The sequence below is a fragment of the Ideonella azotifigens genome (assembly GCF_006519715.1).
In the GTDB taxonomy this organism is placed as follows: domain Bacteria; phylum Pseudomonadota; class Gammaproteobacteria; order Burkholderiales; family Burkholderiaceae_C; genus Ideonella; species Ideonella azotifigens.
This window is the reverse complement of the sequence record NZ_VIDT01000954.1, coordinates 1-1,662: the sequence shown is the minus strand read 5'-3', so window position 1 is coordinate 1,662 and position 1,662 is coordinate 1. Positions and strand designations below refer to the sequence as shown.

1 protein-coding gene is annotated in these 1,662 nt (G+C 67.4%); it reads left to right on the top strand.

The window, feature by feature from the left end:
- Positions 1 to 189 precede the first annotated feature (189 nt).
- Positions 190 to 1,662 (top strand): methyl-accepting chemotaxis protein (locus tag FKP22_RS29570; protein WP_141291782.1); only part of this gene is annotated, 1,473 nt, incomplete at its 3' end.

Genomic DNA, 1,662 nt, shown 5'->3' with positions numbered 1-1,662 from the left:
TGGCGCAAGCGGCGAGTGGTTGGCGGGGATTCAGCGGGTGTTCGGGCTTCATTTCCGGGAATTCCCTTCCGATGAAAGCTCATTCAATGGCGACAGCAGATTTGGCCTTCGCCCCGTCGTGCCCAAGCTTGTGTCCGGTCGTCAGGACGCACCCCGCCACCCCGGCACTCCAACGCAAAGATCAGGCCCATGCGAATCAACCATCCCGTCACCCAGAAGGAATACCCATTTCCCGATGGCGAAACCCTGGTCTCCTGCACCGATTTGCAAGGGCGCATCCTCTACTGCAATGCCGCGTTCATCACCGTCAGCGGCTTCACGCGTGAAGCCCTGCTGGGACAGCCGCACAACCTGATCCGCCACCCGGACATGCCCGCCGAGGCCTTCCGCGACATGTGGGCCACGCTGAAAAGCGGCCTGCCCTGGTCGGCCATGGTCAAGAACCGGCGCCTCAACGGCGACCACTACTGGGTGATGGCCAACGTCACGCCGCTGCTGGACGACAAGGGCCAGCCCAGTGGCTACATGTCGGTGCGCACCCAGCCCAGCCGGCAGGAAATCGAAGCCGCCGAGGCCTTGTACCTGCGCATGCGCGACGACGCCCGCGCGGCCAAGCCGCAGCTCAGGCTGGAAAGAGGCCAGTTGCACGACCTGCGGCCACTGCCTCGCCTGATGCGCCTGCTGCACCCCAGCCTGGCGGGCCGGATGTGGCTGATCTGCGCGGCCATGGGCGCCTGGTGCCTGCTGGCCGGCGAGCTCGGCCAGCGCGTGGGCAGCTGGGGCGCCGTCGCGATGGTCCTGCCGGCCGTCGCGCTCAGCGGCTGGCTGCTGCGCCGCATGACGCTGGAACCACTGGAACGCCTGCTCGGCCATGCCAACCGCATGGCCAGCTGCGACCTGACCCAGGCCTTCACCAGCAACCGCGCGGACGAGATCGGCACCTTCACCCGCGCCCTGTCACAGCTCAACGTGAACCTGATGTCGGTCGTGCGGGACGCCCGCAACGGCGTGATGCAGATCCGCCAGGACATGGCGGTGATCGCCGAAGGCAACCAGAACCTGTCCTCGCGCACCGAAGCCCAGGCCAGCAGCCTGGAAGAGACAGCCTCGTCGATGGAAGAAATCACCAGCACGCTGCGCCAGAGCACCGACATGGCCGCCCAGGCCACGCAGCAGGCCGGCAGCGCGCGTGCAGTGGCGGAGGAAAGCCGCCACGCGGTGCAGGCCCTGGCCAGCACCATGCACGGCATCAGCGAAGCCTCGGGCAAGATCAGCGAGATCATCCAGGTCATCGACAGCATTGCCTTCCAGACCAACATCCTGGCGCTGAATGCCGCCGTCGAGGCTGCGCGCGCTGGCGAACAGGGCCGCGGCTTCGCGGTGGTGGCGGGCGAGGTGCGGGCCCTGGCGCAGCGCAGTGCTTCGGCAGCGCGCGAGATCCGCGGGCTGATCCAGGCCTCGGTCGAGCAGGTCGCCGCCGGCAGCCAGCAGACCGACAACGCCCGCGCCGCGATGGACAAGGCGCAGGCGGCGGTCGACAAGGTGCACCACTTCATCGAGCAGATCAGCCACGGCATGAGCGAGCAGATGCTGGGCGTCGGCCAGATCAACCAGGCCGTTGCCGAGATGGACACGATGACGCAGCAGAATGCTGCGCTGGTC